14 protein-coding genes are annotated in these 18,304 nt (G+C 57.8%); 12 read left to right on the top strand and 2 right to left on the bottom strand.

Annotated features, from left to right (window positions below; translation table 11 throughout):
* Positions 1-1,674 (bottom strand): DNA repair protein RecN, encoded by a 1,674-nt coding sequence (gene recN / locus AO068_RS06990; protein WP_058407972.1) that lies wholly within the window; start codon positions 1,672-1,674, stop codon positions 1-3.
* A gap of 270 nt (positions 1,675-1,944) precedes the next feature.
* Here recN and grpE point away from each other — a divergent pair, with 270 nt between their 5' ends.
* The 7 genes from grpE to greA all read left to right on the top strand — a co-directional run bounded on the left by grpE (position 1,945) and on the right by greA (position 12,013).
* On the top strand, positions 1,945-2,508 hold the full coding sequence (gene grpE / locus AO068_RS06985; RefSeq protein ID WP_003313642.1) for a nucleotide exchange factor GrpE: 564 nt from the start codon (positions 1,945-1,947) through the stop codon (positions 2,506-2,508).
* Between the two features lie 110 nt (positions 2,509-2,618).
* Positions 2,619-4,535: a molecular chaperone DnaK gene (gene dnaK / locus AO068_RS06980; protein WP_005733029.1), complete on the top strand. Its 1,917-nt coding sequence runs from the start codon at positions 2,619-2,621 to the stop codon at positions 4,533-4,535.
* A 326-nt stretch (positions 4,536-4,861) separates the two neighbouring features.
* On the top strand, positions 4,862-6,004 hold the full coding sequence (gene dnaJ, locus AO068_RS06975) for a molecular chaperone DnaJ (protein ID WP_002555138.1): 1,143 nt from the start codon (positions 4,862-4,864) through the stop codon (positions 6,002-6,004).
* A gap of 21 nt (positions 6,005-6,025) precedes the next feature.
* Positions 6,026-6,829: a 4-hydroxy-tetrahydrodipicolinate reductase gene (dapB, locus tag AO068_RS06970; RefSeq protein ID WP_058407971.1), complete on the top strand. Its 804-nt coding sequence runs from the start codon at positions 6,026-6,028 to the stop codon at positions 6,827-6,829.
* A 216-nt stretch (positions 6,830-7,045) separates the two neighbouring features.
* Entirely contained in the window at positions 7,046-8,182 is a 1,137-nt protein-coding gene (gene carA, locus AO068_RS06965) for a glutamine-hydrolyzing carbamoyl-phosphate synthase small subunit (protein WP_058407970.1), read from the top strand.
* 136 nt (positions 8,183-8,318) lie between these two features.
* Positions 8,319-11,540 (top strand): carbamoyl-phosphate synthase large subunit, encoded by a 3,222-nt coding sequence (gene carB, locus AO068_RS06960; protein ID WP_058407969.1) that lies wholly within the window; start codon positions 8,319-8,321, stop codon positions 11,538-11,540.
* Positions 11,537-12,013: a transcription elongation factor GreA gene (gene greA, locus AO068_RS06955; RefSeq protein ID WP_058407968.1), complete on the top strand. Its 477-nt coding sequence runs from the start codon at positions 11,537-11,539 to the stop codon at positions 12,011-12,013. Before carB ends, greA begins: the two co-directional genes overlap by 4 nt.
* Before the next feature lie 81 nt (positions 12,014-12,094).
* Here greA and AO068_RS06950 read toward each other — a convergent pair whose 3' ends face one another.
* Entirely contained in the window at positions 12,095-12,406 is a 312-nt protein-coding gene (locus AO068_RS06950) for a YhbY family RNA-binding protein (RefSeq protein ID WP_002555133.1), read from the bottom strand.
* 103 nt (positions 12,407-12,509) lie between these two features.
* Here AO068_RS06950 and rlmE point away from each other — a divergent pair, with 103 nt between their 5' ends.
* From rlmE to tpiA, 5 genes are all read left to right on the top strand, one after another.
* A complete protein-coding gene (rlmE, locus tag AO068_RS06945; protein WP_004666214.1) occupies positions 12,510-13,160 on the top strand; it encodes a 23S rRNA (uridine(2552)-2'-O)-methyltransferase RlmE in 651 nt (216 codons plus the stop codon).
* Positions 13,161-13,353: 193 nt separating this feature from the next.
* Positions 13,354-15,258 (top strand): ATP-dependent zinc metalloprotease FtsH, encoded by a 1,905-nt coding sequence (gene ftsH / locus AO068_RS06940; RefSeq protein ID WP_058400684.1) that lies wholly within the window; start codon positions 13,354-13,356, stop codon positions 15,256-15,258.
* A gap of 8 nt (positions 15,259-15,266) precedes the next feature.
* On the top strand, positions 15,267-16,118 hold the full coding sequence (gene folP / locus AO068_RS06935; protein WP_058407967.1) for a dihydropteroate synthase: 852 nt from the start codon (positions 15,267-15,269) through the stop codon (positions 16,116-16,118).
* A 16-nt stretch (positions 16,119-16,134) separates the two neighbouring features.
* Positions 16,135-17,478, top strand: a complete 1,344-nt coding sequence (gene glmM / locus AO068_RS06930; protein ID WP_058407966.1) for a phosphoglucosamine mutase — start codon at positions 16,135-16,137, stop codon at positions 17,476-17,478.
* 66 nt (positions 17,479-17,544) lie between these two features.
* Positions 17,545-18,300, top strand: coding sequence for a triose-phosphate isomerase (tpiA, locus tag AO068_RS06925; RefSeq protein WP_058407965.1), 756 nt, complete (start codon positions 17,545-17,547; stop codon positions 18,298-18,300).
* Positions 18,301-18,304 lie beyond the last annotated feature (4 nt).

The following is an 18,304-nucleotide window of genomic DNA, read 5'->3' as shown; positions in this document are numbered from 1 at the left end:
TCAGCTTTTAGCGGTAACGACCATCTTTTTGGCGTGCGCCAGAGATTCCTTGGTCAGGTCGATGCCCCCCAGCATTCGGGCCACTTCTTCTATACGCTCGGTCTTGCTGAGCTTTGAGACCGCCGTACGCGTGGCGTCGTTGTCGCGGACCTTGTGCACAAACAGATGCTGATGGCCCTGCGCGGCAACCTGCGGCAGGTGGGTAACGGTCATGACTTGGCCGCGCTCGCCCAGGCGACGCAGCAGTTGCCCCACGATCTCGGCCGTCGGCCCGCCAATGCCCACGTCGACTTCGTCGAATACCAGCGTCGGCACCCGCGAGGTTTGTGCAGTAATAACCTGAATCGCAAGGCTGATGCGCGACAGCTCGCCACCCGACGCGACTTTCGCCAACGCTTTCAGTGGTTGGCCAGGGTTGGCGCTGACCAGTAGCTCTACCTGCTCAAGACCGTGAGGCGACGGTTCTACGCTGGCATTGGCTTTAAGGTCGATCTGGAAACGACCGCCCGGCATGCCCAGTCGATGAATTTCCTGCTCTACAGCGCTGGCCAGTGTCGTTGCCGAATTGCGGCGCAGGTCGCTCAGTTCGCGGGCCTTCTCTTGGTAATGCCGGGCAAATGCCTGTACTTCGTGCTCCAGGCGCTCGATGGATTCGTCGTTGGCATTCAGTGTTTCTATTTCATCCAGCAGCTTTTGCTGCAGCGTGGCCACTTCACCTGGCTGGATCCGGTGCTTGCGCGCCAGTGTATAGATGGCATCAAGACGCTCTTCAAGCTGTTGCAGTCTGGCCGGATCGGCGTCGAAGTGATCCAGAAAACGGTTCAGTTCGCCTACCGCTTCTTCTACCTGTATCTGCGCGCTGGACAGCAAGCCGGTAGCCTCGCTCAGGGCGGACGGCGAATGGTCGACGCTGCCGAGCCTATGCAGGCTGGCAGTCAGGGCATTGAGCACGTTGCCGGAATCGCTTTCGCTGCACTGCTCGACCACTTGTCGGCAAATGCTCAGCAGGCTTTCGGCATTGGTCAGGTCTTTGTGTTCCTGCTCGAGCTGCTCAAGCTCGTTTTCGCCCAGGCTCAGGCTTTCCAGTTCTTCGAGTTGATAGCTGAGCAGTTGATGGCGTGCGCGCTGCTCGTCCCCTGAATTGGAAAGGCGCTCCAGCTCTTGTCGCGTCTGCCGCCAGCGTTGCGCAGCGAGATGGACCTGACGGGCCAGGTCAGTAGCACCAGCGTATTCGTCCAGCAGGCGTCGGTGGGTATCGGTCTTGAGTAGCGACTGATGCTCATGCTGGCTGTGGATATCAATGAGCAATTCGCCCAGCGCCTTCAAATCTCCCTGAGGGCAGGGCGAGCCATTGATGTACGAGCGTGACCGACCTTCGGCGGTAATGACCCGGCGCAGGATGCAGGGGCCGTCGTTATCCAGGTCGCGCTCTTTGAGCCAGATCTGTGCTTCGGGAATGTCGCCCAGGTCGAATGTGGCCAGGATATCGGCCTTGTCGGCACCCGGCCGGACCACGCCGCTGTCGGCACGGTCGCCCAGCGTAAGGCCCAGGGCGTCGAGCATGATCGACTTGCCAGCGCCGGTTTCGCCGGTGATGACGCTCATGCCTCGATCCAGTTCAAGGTCAAGGTGTTCGACAATGGCGTAATTGTGTACGGAAAGGTGCACCAGCATTGAGCGGCTCCCGGGCGGTTTGTCTGGTTATTTATACAGTGTTTTATTTGTTGCTGACAATGCCTTCGCTTAGCTCGATTTGATCGGTTTGCAGTGGTTTTTAGTCGCTCTTGTGTCGACCCGCAATTTTTCGCTCGTCCGGAATCCGCATTATTTGTCAGGGAATGCGTATCTCGATTGCATGAAACCCTTGAAGCCGGAAATTCCGATCCCATATAGGTGGACAGAAGCGCGAATCGGGATCGCGGACGTTTTTAGAGGAGAACATGTATGGCTGACGAACAGAATCTGGATGCGCAGGCTCAGGATCAGGCTGCCGAAGCGGGCGCGGGTGATGAACTGACAACTCGCGTGCAGGTGCTCGAAGAGCAACTGGCTGCTGCGCAGGACCAATCCCTTCGCGTGGCTGCGGATCTGCAGAATGTCCGCCGCCGTGCCGAGCAGGATGTTGAAAAGGCGCACAAGTTTGCGCTGGAAAAATTTGCCGGTGATCTGTTGCCGATCATCGACAGTCTGGAGCGAGGCCTTGATCTGTCCAGTCCGGACGATGAAAGCATTCGCCCGATGCGTGAAGGCATCGAGCTGACCTTGAAGATGTTTCAGGACACCCTCAAGCGTTATCAGTTGGAAGCCATTGATCCACATGGTCAACCGTTCAGTGCCGACCAGCACCAGGCGATGGCCATGCAGGAAAGTGCCGACGTCGAGCCTAATACTGTGCTCAAGGTATTCCAGAAGGGTTATCAGCTTAATGGTCGCCTGTTGCGCCCGGCCATGGTCGTGGTCAGCAAGGCACCGTCGCCTGCAACGCCGTCAATCAACGAGCAGGCTTGAAATCAGCTGTAAGGCCCCCATTTAAAGGTCAAGCGTTTAAGAGCTACCGCACGGTGTAGATGCACCGGCGGCAACCAAATCCAAGTTTTGCAAGTTTCGGGAGAGTCAAGATGGGCAGAATTATCGGTATCGACCTGGGGACTACCAACTCCTGCGTCTCCATTCTGGAAAACGGTAACGTCAAGGTTATCGAGAACGCAGAAGGTACTCGTACTACACCTTCGATCATTGCTTATGCCAATGACGGTGAGATCCTGGTTGGTCAGTCCGCCAAGCGTCAGGCCGTTACCAATCCGCACAACACGCTGTATGCGGTAAAGCGTCTGATTGGTCGTAAGTTTGAAGAGGATGTCGTTCAGAAAGACATCCAGATGGTCCCTTACAAGATCGTCAAGGCTGACAACGGTGATGCCTGGGTTGAAGTGAATGGCCAGAAAATGGCACCTCCTCAGATTTCCGCTGAAATCCTGAAGAAAATGAAAAAGACCGCCGAAGACTACCTCGGTGAAGCGGTTACCGAAGCGGTCATCACCGTTCCGGCCTACTTCAATGACAGTCAGCGTCAGGCTACCAAGGACGCTGGTCGTATCGCCGGTCTGGACGTCAAGCGCATCATCAACGAACCAACCGCGGCCGCTCTGGCTTACGGTATGGACAAGGCCAAGGGCGACCACACTGTCATCGTTTATGACCTGGGTGGCGGTACTTTCGACGTCTCGGTCATTGAGATTGCCGAAGTCGATGGCGAGCACCAGTTCGAAGTGTTGGCCACCAACGGCGACACGTTCCTGGGCGGTGAAGACTTTGACATTCGTCTGATCGACTACTTCGTCGACGAATTCAAGAAAGAAAGCGGCATGAACCTCAAGGGTGACCCGCTGGCCATGCAGCGTCTGAAAGAAGCTGCCGAGAAAGCCAAGATTGAGCTTTCTTCCAGCACGCAGACCGAAGTCAACCTGCCGTACATCACTGCAGATGCAACCGGTCCAAAGCACCTGGTCGTGAAAATTTCGCGCTCCAAGCTGGAATCGCTGGTTGAAGACTTGGTTCAGCGCACCATCGCTCCTTGCGAAATGGCGCTTAAAGATGCTGGCATCGACAGAAGCAAGATCAACGACGTGATTCTGGTCGGTGGTCAGACCCGTATGCCGCTGGTGCAGAAGCTGGTAACCGAGTTCTTCGGCAAAGAAGCACGTAAAGACGTCAACCCTGACGAAGCCGTTGCAATGGGTGCTGCTATTCAGGGCGCTGTATTGGCCGGTGATGTCAAAGACGTTCTGCTGCTCGACGTCAGCCCGCTGACTCTGGGTATCGAAACCATGGGCGGCGTGATGACTGCGCTGATCGAGAAAAACACCACGATTCCTACCAAGAAATCCCAGGTGTTCTCGACTGCCGATGACAACCAGAACGCGGTAACCATCCACGTACTGCAGGGTGAGCGCAAGCAAGCCGGTCAGAATAAGTCCTTGGGCAAGTTCGACCTGGCCGAGATTCCACCTGCTCCACGTGGCGTGCCACAGATCGAAGTAACCTTCGACATCGACGCAAACGGCATTTTGCATGTTGGCGCGAAAGACAAGGCGACCGGCAAGCAGCAGTCCATCGTGATCAAGGCCAACTCCGGTCTGTCCGAGGAAGAAATTCAGCAAATGGTCCGTGATGCTGAGGTCAATTCCGAAGAAGATCGCAAGTTCGAAGAGCTGGCCTCTGCCCGTAACCAGGGTGATGCACTGGTCCACTCGACTCGCAAGATGATCGCTGATGCAGGAGACAAGGTCACTGCTGAAGAGAAGACGGCTGTCGAGGCTGCGCTGGTTGCTCTGGAAGCCGCTATCAAAGGCGACGACAAGGCTGCCATCGAAGCCAAGGTTGAAGAGCTGTCGAAGGTTTCCGCGCCAATCGCTCAGAAGATGTACGCCGAGCAGGCCGAAAACCCTGAAGCAGCGGCCAAGCCTGCTGAAGAGAACGCCAAGGCTGACGACGTTGTCGATGCCGAGTTCGAAGAAGTGAAAGACCACAAGTAAGCGCAGGCTCACTTGAACGCCGGTTGACCTCTTTCGAGCGCTGACTGGTAGGATGTCGCCGCGCGGGAGCTTGCTCCCGCGTTGGCGTGTCTGGAACAAGCAAAATTTCGGCGTGCGGATTTGCTCCGCAAGCCATGTGGCAAGATCGCTACGCTCCTGCGTGGCGAATCATTCTGCCGCTTTCTCGGCCAGATCCATCTGGTTGTTGAACGAAGACCAGGATCGTTGAATTGACGTGAGTTGGGTCCGGGGCCTGTATGGGGCTCAACGAGTTTGGCAGGGCTCAGGAGGGTCTTGCCGAACGTCCTCAAGAGTGCGGAAGAATTATGGCAAAGCGTGATTATTACGAAGTGTTGGGAGTGGAGCGAGGCTCCAGCGAGGCGGACCTGAAGAAGGCTTATCGCCGTCTGGCGATGAAGCATCACCCTGACCGCAACCCTGATGACAAAGCATCGGAAGAGCTGTTCAAAGAGGCCAACGAGGCCTACGAAGTGCTTTCCGACGCCAGCAAACGCGCGGCCTACGATCAGTATGGCCATGCTGGTGTCGACCCGAGCATGGGTGGCGGCGGCGGTTTTGGTGGTGGTGCCGGTGGTGCCAATTTCTCCGACATCTTCGGTGATGTGTTCAGTGATTTCTTTGGCGGTGGCCGCGGCGGTGGCGGCGGTGGTCGTGGCGGTGCCCAGCGCGGCAGCGATCTGCGCTATACGCTGGAGCTGAATCTGGAAGAAGCGGTTCGCGGTACTAACGTGAATATCCGCGTTCCGACACTGGTCAACTGCAAGCCGTGCGATGGCAGCGGTGCCAAGAAAGGCTCGTCGCCCGTTACCTGTCCTACGTGCGGTGGTATCGGTCAGGTCCGCATGCAGCAGGGTTTCTTCTCTGTGCAGCAAACCTGCCCACGCTGCCATGGCCACGGCAAGATTATTTCCGACCCGTGCGATTCGTGCCACGGTGAAGGTCGTGTCGAAGAGTCCAAGACGCTTTCGGTCAAGGTGCCGCCAGGTGTCGATACCGGTGACCGCATTCGTCTGTCTGGCGAAGGCGAAGCGGGTACTCAGGGTGGGCCGACCGGCGACCTGTATGTCGTGATCAATGTGCGCGAACACGCGATCTTCCAGCGTGACGGCAAGCACCTGTTCTGCGAAGTGCCGATCAGCTTTACCGATGCCGCGCTGGGTGGCGAGCTTGAAGTGCCGACCCTTGATGGTCGCGTCAAACTGAAAATCCCCGAAGGTACCCAGACCGGCAAGCAGTTCCGCTTGCGCGGCAAGGGTGTCGCTCCGGTGCGTGGCGGCGGTGCTGGTGACTTGATGTGCCGTGTAGCAGTCGAAACTCCGGTCAACCTGAGCAAGCGTCAGCGCGAGCTGCTTGAAGAGTTCCGCACTTCGCTTGAAAACGACGAGTCCCACTCTCCCAAGGCCAGTGGCTGGTTCGAGGGTGTGAAGCGTTTCTTCGGCGATCTGTAAGGCTATCAACGGGAGCAGGGCATGCGACGTATTGCTGTAGTGGGCGCCGCCGGGCGCATGGGCAAGACCTTGATCGAGGCAGTTCAGCAGGCACCGGGTGCCGGGTTGACCGCCGCTATCGATCGTCCTGACAGCACGCTGGTGGGTGCGGATGCAGGCGAGCTGGCTGCGCTGGGTCGTATCGGTGTGCCGTTGTCGGGCGACCTGGCAAAAGTGGCGGATGAGTTCGACGTGTTGATCGACTTCACCCACCCTTCGGTAACGCTGAAAAATCTGGCGTTCTGCCGTAAGGCCGGCAAGGCCATGATTATCGGCACGACTGGCTTCAGTGCCGAAGAGAAGCTGCGTCTGGTCGAAGCGGGTAAAGACATCCCGATTGTGTTCGCTGCCAACTTCAGCATTGGTGTAAACCTTTGCTTGAAGTTGCTGGACACCGCCGCGCGTGTTCTGGGTGATGAGGTCGATATCGAAATCACCGAGGCGCACCACCGCCACAAGGTCGATGCGCCGTCCGGCACCGCCTTGCGCATGGGTGAAGTGGTTGCCAGTGCGCTGGGTCGCGACCTGGAAAAAGTCGCTGTCTACGGCCGTGAAGGCCAGACCGGCGCGCGTGATCGTCAGACCATCGGGTTTGCGACCATTCGTGCCGGTGACGTTGTCGGCGACCATACCGTGCTGTTCGCAGCAGACGGCGAGCGGGTCGAGATCACCCACAAGGCATCCAGTCGCATGACCTTTGCCAAGGGTGCCGTGCGGGCTGCAATGTGGCTCGACGGCAAGGCGCCAGGGCTTTACGACATGCAGGATGTACTGGGTCTGCATTGATTTCATACAGGGCCATTCGTGGCCCTGTCGCATTTTCCCGCATTTCAGGCTCATTGGTGGTAGACCAAAAAGGGCCTTTTCTGTAAGCTACAGCTTTAGTGTGTCCACTAAAAGCGCGCAGATGATTCCATAAGAAAGCGGGGTGACGTAACTACGTCATTCCGCTTTTTTGCAGCCTGCGATCGCCCTTTCAGGTTTTATTTACGGGAGGTCTTCTTGACTAAGCCAGCCATACTCGCCCTTGCTGATGGCAGCATTTTTCGCGGCGAAGCCATTGGAGCCGACGGTCAGACCGTTGGTGAGGTGGTGTTCAACACCGCAATGACAGGCTATCAGGAAATTCTTACCGATCCTTCCTACGCCCAGCAAATCGTTACCCTGACTTACCCGCACATCGGCAATACCGGTACCACGCCTGAAGACGCAGAGTCCGATCGTGTCTGGTCCGCTGGCCTGGTCATCCGTGACCTGCCGCTGGTCGCCAGTAACTGGCGTAACAAGCTGTCCCTCGGTGATTACCTGAAAGCCAATAACGTCGTTGCCATCGCCGGTATCGACACGCGTCGCCTGACCCGCATCCTGCGTGAGAAAGGCGCCCAGAACGGCTGCATCATGGCTGGCGATAACATTTCCGAAGAAGCAGCCATCGCTGCTGCTCGCGGGTTCCCCGGCCTCAAAGGCATGGACCTGGCAAAGGAAGTCAGCACCAAGGACACTTACGAGTGGCGTTCCAGCGTCTGGAACCTGAAGACCGACAGCCACCCTGAAATCGCTGCTTCCGAACTGCCCTATCATGTGGTCGCTTACGACTACGGCGTCAAGGTCAACATTCTGCGCATGCTGGTCGAGCGCGGTTGCCGGGTGACTGTGGTGCCTGCGCAAACGCCTGCCAGCGAAGTGCTTGCCTACAAGCCCGACGGTGTTTTCCTGTCCAACGGCCCTGGCGACCCCGAGCCGTGCGACTACGCCATCAAGGCGATCAGGGAAGTGCTGCAAACCGAAGTGCCGGTATTCGGTATCTGCCTGGGTCACCAGCTTCTGGCCTTGGCTGCCGGTGCCAAGACCGTGAAAATGGGCCACGGCCACCACGGTGCAAACCATCCTGTTCAGGATCTGGACACCGGTGTGGTCATGATCACCAGCCAGAACCACGGTTTTGCTGTTGATGAGGCCACACTGCCGGGCAATGTTCGCGCCATTCACAAGTCGCTGTTCGACGGCACCCTGCAGGGTATCGAGCTGACCGACAAGAGCGCGTTCAGCTTCCAGGGTCACCCTGAGGCGAGCCCGGGCCCGAATGACGTCGCGCCTCTGTTTGATCGCTTTATCGAAGCCATGGCCAAGCGACGCTGACCGGTTGCCTTGAGACTGTAATACGCAGGTGGCCTGGGCGGCCCCGGACTCAACGTCCGGTTGCTGCCGCCCAGGCCACCTCAAAGAAATGTTCAAGACGGCTTGCCGACTGACCTGCGGATTTGAGTGACAACCCATGCCAAAACGTACAGATATTAAAAGCATCCTGATTCTCGGCGCCGGCCCCATCGTGATCGGCCAGGCCTGTGAATTCGACTACTCCGGCGCCCAGGCCTGCAAGGCACTGCGCGAAGAGGGTTACCGCGTCATCCTGGTGAACTCCAACCCGGCCACCATCATGACCGACCCGGCCATGGCCGACGCCACCTACATCGAGCCGATCAAGTGGCAGACCGTTGCCAAGATCATCGAAAAAGAGCGTCCTGACGCACTGCTGCCAACCATGGGCGGCCAGACGGCTCTGAACTGCGCACTGGATCTGGAGCGCGAAGGCGTTCTGGAGAAGTTCGGCGTGGAGATGATCGGTGCCAACGCCGACACCATCGACAAGGCTGAAGACCGCTCGCGTTTCGACAAGGCCATGAAGTCCATCGGCCTGGCGTGCCCGCGTTCCGGTATCGCGCACAGCATGGATGAAGCCAACGCGGTTCTCGAAAAGCTCGGCTTCCCGTGCATCATTCGTCCATCGTTCACCATGGGCGGCACGGGCGGCGGTATCGCGTACAACCGTGAAGAGTTCGAAGAAATCTGCGCTCGCGGTCTGGACCTGTCGCCGACCAAAGAACTGCTGATCGACGAATCGCTGATCGGCTGGAAAGAGTACGAAATGGAAGTTGTCCGCGACAAAAAGGACAACTGCATCATCGTCTGCTCGATCGAAAACTTTGACCCGATGGGCGTGCACACCGGTGACTCCATCACCGTTGCTCCGGCACAGACCCTGACCGACAAGGAATACCAGATCCTGCGTAACGCCTCGCTGGCAGTGCTGCGCGAGATCGGCGTTGAAACCGGTGGCTCCAACGTTCAGTTCGGCATCTGCCCGAACACCGGCCGTATGGTCGTGATCGAGATGAACCCGCGTGTATCGCGCTCCTCGGCGCTGGCCTCCAAGGCGACCGGCTTCCCGATCGCCCGCGTTGCCGCCAAGCTGGCAGTCGGCTACACCCTTGACGAGCTGTCGAACGAAATCACCGGCGGCAAGACCCCGGCATCGTTCGAACCGTCAATCGACTATGTCGTCACCAAGCTGCCGCGTTTTGCTTTCGAGAAGTTCGCCAAGGCCGATGCCCGCCTGACCACTCAGATGAAGTCGGTCGGTGAAGTCATGGCCATCGGCCGTACCTTCCAGGAATCCCTGCAGAAAGCCCTGCGCGGCCTGGAAGTCGGCGTTTGCGGTCTCGATCCGAAGCTGGACCTGAGCCACCCTGAAAGCATGAGCACGCTCAAGCGCGAGCTGACTGTGCCGGGTGCCGAGCGTATCTGGTACGTCGCCGACGCCTTCCGCGCAGGCATGACGGTTGAAGATATCTTCGCCATGAACATGATTGACCCCTGGTTCCTGGTGCAGATCGAAGATCTGGTCAAGGACGAGGAGAAGGTCAAGACGCTGGGCCTGTCGGCAATCGATCGTGACCTGATGTTCCGCCTCAAGCGCAAGGGCTTCTCTGATGCGCGCCTGGCCAAGCTGGTCGGCGTCACCGAAAAGAACCTGCGTACGCATCGTCACAAGCTGGACGTGTTTCCGGTCTACAAGCGCGTCGACACCTGCGCTGCCGAGTTTGCAACCGACACCGCGTACCTGTACTCGACGTACGAAGAAGAGTGCGAAGCCAACCCTTCGACGCGCGACAAGATCATGATCCTCGGCGGTGGCCCTAACCGTATCGGCCAGGGTATCGAGTTCGACTACTGCTGTGTACACGCCGCCCTGGCGCTGCGCGAAGACGGGTACGAGACCATCATGGTCAACTGCAACCCGGAAACCGTTTCCACCGATTACGACACCTCTGACCGCTTGTACTTCGAGCCTGTCACCCTGGAAGACGTGCTGGAAATCGTCCGGGTCGAGAAGCCGAAAGGTGTGATCGTTCAGTACGGTGGCCAGACGCCGCTGAAACTGGCGCGTGCCCTTGAAGCAGCCGGTGTGCCGATCATCGGCACCAGCCCTGACGCCATTGACCGTGCCGAAGACCGTGAGCGCTTCCAGCAGATGGTCGAGCGCCTCAACCTGCGTCAGCCGCCAAATGCCACTGTGCGCAGCGAAGACGAAGCCATTCGTGCTGCGGCGAAGATCGGTTATCCGCTGGTGGTGCGCCCGTCCTATGTACTGGGCGGCCGCGCGATGGAAATCGTGTACCAGGAAGACGAGCTCAAGCGTTACCTGCGTGAAGCGGTTCAAGTATCCAACGACAGCCCTGTGCTGCTGGACCACTTCCTGAACTGTGCCATCGAAATGGACGTCGATGCGGTCTGCGACGGAACTGACGTGGTGATCGGCGCGATCATGCAGCACATCGAGCAGGCGGGTGTTCACTCCGGTGACTCCGCATGCTCGCTGCCGCCGTACTCGCTGCCTGCACACATCCAGGACGAAATGCGCGAGCAGGTCAAGAAAATGGCCCTGGAGCTGGGCGTTGTCGGCCTGATGAACGTACAGTTGGCACTTCAGGGCGAAGATATCTACGTCATTGAAGTCAACCCGCGTGCATCGCGTACCGTGCCGTTCGTTTCCAAATGCATCGGTGTTTCCCTGGCCATGATCGCGGCTCGCGTGATGGCAGGTAAAACCCTGAAAGAGCTGAACTTCACCAAGGAAATCATCCCGAACTTCTACAGCGTGAAAGAGGCAGTGTTCCCGTTTGCCAAATTCCCTGGCGTTGACCCGATCCTCGGTCCGGAAATGAAATCGACCGGCGAAGTGATGGGCGTGGGCGATACCTTCGGTGAAGCGTTCGCCAAGGCCCAGATGGGCGCGAGCGAAGTGCTGCCGACTGGCGGTACTGCTTTCATCAGTGTGCGTGACGATGACAAGCCTCTGGTTGAAGCGGTCGCCCGTGACCTGATCAATCTGGGTTTCGAGATTGTTGCTACCGCAGGTACTGCCAAGCTGATCGAAGCGGCAGGCCTGAAAGTACGTCGCGTCAACAAGGTGACCGAAGGGCGCCCACACGTGGTTGACATGATCAAGAATGACGAAGTTACCCTGATCATCAACACCACCGAAGGTCGTCAGTCGATCGCGGATTCCTACTCCATTCGTCGCAACGCCTTGCAGCACAAGATCTACTGCACCACTACCATTGCAGCAGGCGAAGCGATCTGTGAAGCGCTCAAATTCGGTCCCGAGAAGACCGTACGTCGCTTGCAGGATCTCCATGCAGGATTGAAGGCATGATCAAATACCCAATGACCGTCCAGGGCTCTCGCGCCCTGGTAGAAGAGCTGACTCACCTGACCAAGGTGATCCGTCCCAAGTTGAGCCAGGACATCGGTACTGCGCGCGAACTGGGCGACCTCAAGGAAAACGCTGAATACCATGCTGCCCGCGAGCAGCAGGGTATGGTCGAAGCGCGTATTCGTGATATCGAAGGCCGCATACAGAACGCTGTGGTGATCGACGTTACGACTATTCCGCACACTGGCAAGGTAATTTTCGGCACGACAGTCGAAATCGCCAACGTCGAAACCGACGAAAGCGTTGTCTACCAGATCGTTGGTGAGGACGAGGCGGATATCAAGAAGGGCAAGATTTCAGTGGGTTCGCCCATTGCTCGTGCCTTGATTGCCAAGGAAGAGGGCGATGTCGTCGTCGTGAAAACGCCTAGCGGCGTTATCGAATACGAAATCATCGAAGTGCGTCACATCTGATGCCTGTCGCCCGCTTTGGCGGGCACAGTCAGCAGCAAAAAAGAGTCAGGGCACGCCTTTTGGCGGCCCTGACTTCTGTTTTTATCCGTGTGCGCGGTGGACGTTGGAGAGCTGCTTGTTTACCTTTGGGTTCTTGCGGTAGATCAGCGCCATTTTGCCGATGACCTGTACAAGATCCGCCGAACCGGCCTTGCACAGTTCTGCAACGGCACCCAGGCGGCTTTCACGGTCAAGGATGTTGAGCTTGATCTTGATCAGCTCGTGATCGCTCAATGCGCGTTCAAGCTCTGCAAGTACACCTTCAGTCAAACCATTGTCAGCCACGATCAACACCGGTTTCAGATGGTGGCCAATGGATTTGTATTGTTTCTTCTGCTCTGGAGTGAGCGGCATAATCTGACCTCTGCGTCTGATCTTTTAAAAGCGGCGGCCAGTTTACCCGAGCGAGTCCGGGACCGCCCAGTTAATCACGACTCGTTTATTTTTGAGGTGCCCCGTGGCCCGTTCCAAGACAAGCCATAACTGGCTCAAAGAACACTTCGACGACAAATACGTCAAAATGGCGCAGAAGGACGGTTACCGTTCGCGTGCCAGCTACAAGCTGCTCGAGATCCAGGAAAAGGACAAACTCATCCGTCCGGGCATGACCGTTATCGACCTTGGTGCTGCGCCGGGAGGCTGGTCGCAGGTGACCAGTCGTCTGATCGGCGGTCAAGGTCGTCTGATTGCTTCCGACATCCTTGAAATGGACAGCATCCCGGATGTGACTTTCATTCAGGGGGATTTTACCGAGGACAAGATTCTCGAGCAGATCCTTGAGGCAGTCGGTAATACGCAGGTAGACCTTGTGATTTCCGATATGGCCCCCAATATGAGTGGATTGAGCGCTGTAGATATGCCGCGTGCAATGTTTCTCTGTGAATTGGCGCTCGATCTGGCCGGTCGGGTACTACGTCCCGGTGGCGATTTTCTGATCAAGGTCTTCCAAGGTGAAGGCTTCGATGTCTACCACAAGGATATTCGCAAGCTGTTTGACAAGGTGCAGATGCGCAAGCCTTCGTCATCCCGCGACAGGTCACGTGAGCAATACCTGCTGGCTCGCGGCTTTCGTGGAATCGACGGGGCAGCCAGCATTGAGCGCTTTTGAAGGGGCACGATAGCTTTTTTCAAATGGCGTTACCGATGCAGCATGACTGAACATTGTGTTGTCAAAGTTTCACAAAGGGTTACAGACGGTGTCTGCCGTATCTGTAGGTTCTGTAGTAAGTTAGGCCGGTGAATATCATGCGAGGCACGCTTGCTGCGTGGAGCTTGCTTCAGAGGGTAGCTAATTGAACGATATGGCAAAGAATTTGATCCTGTGGTTGATCATCGCGGCTGTCCTGGTGACGGTGATGAACAACTTCTCCAGCCCTAACGAGCCGCAGAACCTCAACTATTCCGAGTTCATCCAGCAGGTTAAGGATGGCAAGGTCGAGAAGGTTTCCGTCGACGGCTACGTCATTACGGGCAAGCGCAGTGATGGCGACACCTTCAAGACCATCCGCCCGAACATTCCGGACAACGGTCTGATCGGTGATCTGGTCAGCAACAACGTCGTGATCGAAGGCAAGCAGCCTGAGCAGCAGAGCATCTGGACTCAGTTACTGGTGGCCAGCTTCCCTATCCTGGTGATCATTGCGGTGTTCATGTTCTTCATGCGCCAGATGCAGGGCGGGGCGGGCGGCAAGGGCGGCCCGATGAGCTTCGGCAAGAGCAAGGCGCGTCTGCTGTCTGAAGATCAGGTCAAGACCACTCTGGCCGATGTTGCCGGTTGTGACGAAGCCAAGGAAGAAGTCGGCGAACTGGTCGAGTTCCTTCGTGACCCGGGCAAGTTCCAGCGTCTGGGCGGCCGCATCCCGCGTGGTGTGCTGATGGTCGGTCCTCCGGGTACCGGTAAGACACTGATCGCCAAGGCCATTGCTGGCGAGGCGAAAGTGCCGTTCTTCACCATTTCCGGTTCTGATTTCGTCGAGATGTTCGTGGGTGTTGGTGCAAGCCGCGTCCGTGACATGTTCGAACAGGCCAAGAAACATGCTCCTTGCATCATCTTCATCGACGAAATCGATGCGGTCGGTCGCCATCGTGGCGCTGGCATGGGTGGTGGTCACGACGAGCGTGAACAGACTCTCAACCAGTTGCTGGTCGAGATGGACGGTTTTGAAATGAATGACGGCATCATCGTCATTGCCGCAACCAACCGTCCTGACGTACTGGACCCGGCGCTGCTGCGTCCAGGTCGTTTCGACCGCCAGGTAGTTGTAGGTCTGCCGGACATTCGTGGCCGCGAGCAGATCCTCAAGGTTCACATGCGCAAGGTTCCGATGGGCGAAGACGTCAACGCAGGCGTTATCGCTCGCGGTACGCCGGGTTTCTCCGGTGCCGATCTGGCTAACCTGGTCAACGAAGCGTCGCTGTTCGCTGCTCGCTCCGGCAAGCGCGTCGTAGAGATGAAAGAGTTCGAACTGGCCAAGGACAAGATCATGATGGGCGCTGAGCGCAAATCGATGGTCATGTCCGAAAAGGAAAAACGCAACACGGCTTACCACGAAGCAGGACACGCTATCGTCGGACGCCTGGTGCCTGAGCATGATCCGGTTTACAAGGTCTCCATCATCCCGCGCGGTCGTGCGCTGGGTGTGACGATGTTCCTGCCGGAAGAGGACCGTTACAGCCTGTCCAAGCGTGCGTTGATCAGCCAGATCTGCTCGCTGTACGGTGGTCGTATCGCGGAAGAAATGACCCTTGGCTTCGATGGCGTCACAACCGGTGCCTCCAATGACATCATGCGTGCCAGCCAGATTGCCCGGAACATGGTCACCAAGTGGGGGCTGTCTGAAAAACTCGGCCCGCTGATGTACTCGGAAGACGAAGATGCAGGTTACCTGGGGCGCGGCAGCAGCCAGAACTCCAGTGTTTCCGGCGATACTGCCAAGCTCATCGACTCCGAAGTGCGCAGCATCATCGATCACTGCTACGGCACTGCCAAGCAGTTGCTGACGGACAATCGTGACAAGCTTGAAGCGATGGCTGATGCGCTGATGAAGTATGAAACCATTGATGCCGATCAGATCGACGACATCATGACCGGTCGCGTGCCTCGTGAACCGCGTGACTGGGGCGGTGGTTCGGGTACCAGCGGTACTCCGATCACACCTGACCCTCGTCCGGAAACTCCGATTGGCGGCCCTGCTGCCGAGCACTAAGGTCTGACATGACATCTGCGCTGTACCCAACCCGGTTGCCTTGCGGCAATCGGGTTCTTGATTTGGCCCGTACGCATGTGATGGGTATCCTCAATGCAACCCCAGACTCGTTTTCGGATGGCGGCCGCTACAGCCAGCTTGATGCTGCCTTGCGTCATGCCGAGGCGATGGTGCTGGCAGGTGCCACACTGATCGACGTTGGTGGAGAGTCGACGCGCCCTGGTGCGCGTCCGGTGTCTGCGTCAGAAGAGGTCGAGCGTGTGGCGCCGGTGGTTGAGGTCATCGCGCGCGAGCTGGATGTGATCATCTCTGTGGACACCTCCACGCCTGAGGTCATGCTGGCGACGGCTGGCCTGGGTGCCGGGCTTATCAATGACGTCCGCTCGCTTCAGCGGCCAGGCGCGCTTGAGGCGGCTGCAAGCACTGGTTTGCCGGTGTGTCTCATGCACATGCTGGGTGAGCCCGGAACCATGCAGAATGACCCGCACTACGAAGACCTGGTGGGCGAGGTTTGTGCCTTCCTGGCTGAGCGGATGAAACAGTGTGTTGCGGCGGGAATCGGTCAGCAGCAGATCATTCTTGATCCGGGCTTTGGCTTTGCCAAGACGCTGGAGCACAATCTGAGTCTGTTCAAGCATATGGAGGTGCTGCAAGCGCTCGGCAGGCCTTTGCTGGTAGGTGTTTCGCGCAAAAGCATGATTGGTGCTGTATTGGGGCGCTCCGTAGATCAGCGTCTATCCGGTGGGCTGGCCTTGGCTGCTTTGGCTATGACCAAGGGAGCCCGAATTCTACGTGTGCACGATGTCGCCGAAACGGCTGACGTGGTGCGCATGATCGCAGCTGTCCAGGCAGCTGAATAACAACAGTGGGGCATCCATGACTACCAGAAAATATTTCGGAACCGACGGCATTCGTGGTCGCGTAGGGCAATTTCCGATCACGCCCGAGTTCATGCTGAAACTGGGTTGGGCTGCAGGCATGGCCTTTCGCAAGATGGGCGCCTGCCGGATTCTCGTCGGCAAGGACACGCGCATCTCCGGCTACATGTTCGAATCCGCCCTTGAGGCCGGGCTCTCTGCGGCCGGTGCTGACGTGCTCCTGCTGGGGCCTATGCCGACACCTGCGATTGCCTACCTGACACGTACGTTTCATGCCGAAGCAGGCATCGTGATCAGTGCCTCGCATAATCCGCACTACGACAACGGCATCAAATTCTTCTCCGGTCAGGGCACCAAACTGCCTGACGAGATCGAAATGATGATCGAAGAGCTGCTCGATGCGCCGATGACCGTGGCGGAGTCCGAGAACCTCGGCAAGGTTTCGCGAATCAACGATGCCGCAGGGCGTTACATCGAATTCTGCAAAAGCAGCGTGCCGACCAGCACCGACTTTGCCGGCCTGAAGGTGGTCATCGACTGCGCGCACGGTGCGACCTACAAGGTTGCGCCCAACGTCTTTCGTGAGCTTGGCGCGCAGGTTGTGGTGCTTTCTGCGCAGCCTGACGGTCTCAATATCAACAAGAATTGCGGCTCCACTCACATGGAAGCCTTGCAGGCGGCAGTGGTCGCAGAGCATGCCGACATGGGCATCGGCTTCGACGGTGACGGCGACCGCGTGTTGATGGTCGACCATACCGGGACCATCGTCGATGGTGACGAGCTGCTTTACATCATTGCCCGTGATCTGCATGAGCGTGGGCGCTTGCAGGGTGGCGTCGTCGGCACGTTGATGAGTAATCTCGGGCTTGAACTGGCCTTGGCCGAGCAGAACATCCCGTTTGTTCGTGCCAATGTCGGTGACCGTTATGTGATCGCCGAGCTGCTTGAGCGCAACTGGCAGATTGGCGGTGAAAACTCCGGCCATATCGTGTGCTTCCAGCACGCTACTACCGGTGATGCGATCATTGCATCGTTGCAGGTGATACTGGCTCTGCGTCGCAGCGGCATCAGCCTCGCCGAAGCGCGTCTGAAACTGCGCAAATGCCCGCAGATCCTGATCAATGTGCGTTTTGCAGGTTCAGGTGTAGACCCGGTTTCGCACCCTTCGGTCCAGCAAGCCTGTGCACGTGTTACCGAGCAGATGGCAGGACGGGGCAGGGTGCTGCTGCGCAAGTCGGGCACAGAGCCTTTGGTGCGCGTGATGGTCGAAGGTGAGGATGAACCCCAGGTCAGATCGTATGCCGAAGAGCTCGCAAAACTGGTTGCTGAAGTTTGCGCCTGATTTCGGCTTGCCAGTGTCGGAAGTGTTGGGTAACATCTGCGCCCACTTTGACCCACGAGGTGTAGCATGCGTCGCCCAATGGTAGCTGGTAACTGGAAAATGCACGGTACCCGCGCCAGCGTCGCTGAGCTGATCGAGGGTTTGGGCAAGCAGGTGTTGCCTGGCAGCGTCGATATCGCCGTAATGCCTGCAAGTCTGTTTACCAATCAGGTGATCGAAGGGCTTCAGGCAACGTCGATCATCGTCGGTGCGCAGGATGCAGCCATTCAGGCTGAGCAGGGCGCGCTGACCGGTGAGGTAGCGTCGAGTCAGCTGGCTGATGCAGGTTGCAAGCTGGTACTTGTCGGGCATTCCGAGCGTCGTCAGTTGATCGGCGAGCAGGATCATGTCCTCAACAAGAAGTTTGCGGCGATCCAGGCAAGCGGTCTGACACCTGTGCTTTGCATAGGCGAAACGCTCGAAGAGCGCAAGGCAGGGCAGACGCTTGAGGTTGTCGGGCGTCAGCTGGACAGTGTCATCGCCGAGTTTGGCGTCAGCGCACTGATCAATGCCGTAATTGCCTACGAGCCGGTCTGGGCCATTGGCACCGGATTGACTGCTTCGCCTCAAGAGGCGCAGGAAGTGCACGCAGCAATCCGTGCGCAACTGGCAAAAGAGAATGCCGAAGTCGCACAAGGCGTGCGACTTCTCTATGGCGGCAGCGTGAAGGCGGCCAATGCGGTCGAGCTCTTCAGCATGCCGGATATCGATGGGGGGCTCATTGGTGGAGCTTCCCTGAATGCAGATGAGTTCGGTGCGATCTGTCGCGCCGCGGGAAACTGAAAAA

The organism is Pseudomonas sp. ICMP 3272 (genome assembly GCF_001466905.1).
GTDB lineage: Bacteria > Pseudomonadota > Gammaproteobacteria > Pseudomonadales > Pseudomonadaceae > Aquipseudomonas > Aquipseudomonas amygdali.
Note: the sequence above shows the minus strand (reverse complement) of the source record. Positions and strands in the feature narration are given on the sequence as shown.